2 protein-coding genes are annotated in these 1,724 nt (G+C 67.1%); one reads left to right on the top strand and one right to left on the bottom strand.

The window, feature by feature from the left end; all coding sequences use genetic code 11:
- Positions 1-90: 90 nt before the first annotated feature.
- Positions 91-801, bottom strand: coding sequence for a Clp protease N-terminal domain-containing protein (locus VGW35_00410; GenBank protein HEV8306098.1), 711 nt, complete (start codon positions 799-801; stop codon positions 91-93).
- 99 nt (positions 802-900) lie between these two features.
- Here VGW35_00410 and VGW35_00405 point away from each other — a divergent pair, with 99 nt between their 5' ends.
- The gene (locus VGW35_00405) at positions 901-1,554 is read left to right on the top strand and encodes a peroxiredoxin (protein ID HEV8306097.1); all 654 of its coding nucleotides are present in this window, start codon (positions 901-903) and stop codon (positions 1,552-1,554) included.
- The last annotated feature ends 170 nt before the right edge of the window (positions 1,555-1,724 follow it).

Genomic DNA, 1,724 nt, shown 5'->3' with positions numbered 1-1,724 from the left:
CATGGCTCAATTCTGGCCGGCTTCACCAGTAACAACGCGGCCGATGACGGAACATGACGCTGCCCCGATCGTGAGGTCGGCTCCCCGCGGTCAGCCGCCGGTGCGGCGCGGCGGGCCGAGCCGCTCGAGGAGGCGGTCCAGCGCGGCTGGCCCTTCGACCTCTCCCGGTCGCGAGGGCGACTCGACCCCGACCCGCGCGTCCGGGAGGAACGTGACCACCCACCAGCCCTCGGGAGTGGCCACGTCCACCCGCAGCGCCGCCCGCCGCACCGAGGAGACCTGATACACCGCGCGCCGATCCTCGAGGTCTCCCACGAATGCCAGGAGCCGGTCGAAAGCGTTCCGCGAGGGATCGGGATCGGCTCGAGCCGCGGAGTGCACGCGCATCTCCTCCCGGACCTCCTCGACCCGGAGTCCCTTCTCCGCGAGGATGTCCGCCGCCAGCGACCCCTGTTCCCGCATCAAGCCCAGGAAGAGCTGGTCCGTGCCGATGTAGCCCAGCTTCAGCCGTTCTGCCTCCTCGGCGGCGAGCTGGAGCACGCGCTGGGCCGCCGGCGTGAGCGGGATGTCGACCGCCGTGGAGACCGGCTGACCGGGCGGCTGGCGGGCTTCGATTTCCTTCTGGACGAGCTGATGGGTCACTTCCCTTCGCTGAAGGATCCGGTTGGCGACCCCCCCGGCTTCCCGCAGGAGGCCGAGCAGCAGATGCTCGGTGTCGATCCAGGGACTCCCGAGGACCGAGGCCTCGTATCGGGCGAAGAAGACCACCCGGCGGGCCTGCTCCGTGTAGCGTTCGAACATCGAAACGCCGTCCCAGGTTGATTTTAGCGGCCGTGCGTACCCATTCAGGGAACCGGAGAGCTAGAATCCCCGTCCCATAATGCATTCGAGGAGGACCTGATGGCATTGCGTATAGGCGACGAGGCCCCGAACTTCACGGCCGAGACCACCGAGGGGAAGATCGACTTCCACCAGTGGATCGGAGACAGCTGGGCCGTGCTTTTCTCGCACCCCAAGGACTTCACCCCGGTGTGCACGACCGAGCTCGGCTACATGGCCAAGCTGGCGCCGGAGTTCAAGAAGCGCAACACCAAGGTGATCGGCCTGAGCATCGATCCCGTGGACGATCACAAACGGTGGGCCAAGGACATCGAGGAGACCCAGGGCGCGGCGCCGAACTACCCCATCATCGGCGATGCCGACCTGCAGGTGGCGAAGCTCTACGACATGATCCACCCCAACGCGACCGGCGGGAAGCGCACGGCCGCCGACAACGCGACCATCCGCTCGGTCTTCGTGGTCGGCCCCGACAAGAAGATCAAGCTCTCGCTCACCTACCCGATGACCACCGGGCGCAACTTCGACGAGGTGCTGCGGGTGCTCGACTCCATACAGCTCACCGCCAAGCACAAGGTGGCCACCCCGGTGAACTGGAAGGCCGGCGAGGACGTGATCATCGCCGGCTCGGTCTCGGACGACGAGGCCAAGCAGAAGTACCCGGGCGGCTGGAAGGCGCCCAAGCCCTACATCCGGATCGTGCCGCAGCCGAAGTAGCCCGAACCCCGGCGGTCTCCGCTCTCCCCTTGACCGTCGACAAGAGCCCGTCGTACTCTTGTCGATAGTCAAGGGGAGGACCGCATGGGCAAGCCGACCGACCTCGTGCAGGGCACCGTCGACCTCCTGATCCTGAAGACGATCGCCCTCCAGCCGCTGCACGGCTGGGC

This window comes from Candidatus Methylomirabilota bacterium, assembly GCA_036005065.1.
GTDB lineage: Bacteria > Methylomirabilota > Methylomirabilia > Rokubacteriales > DASRDR01 > DASYQW01.
Note: the sequence above shows the minus strand (reverse complement) of the source record. Positions and strands in the feature narration are given on the sequence as shown.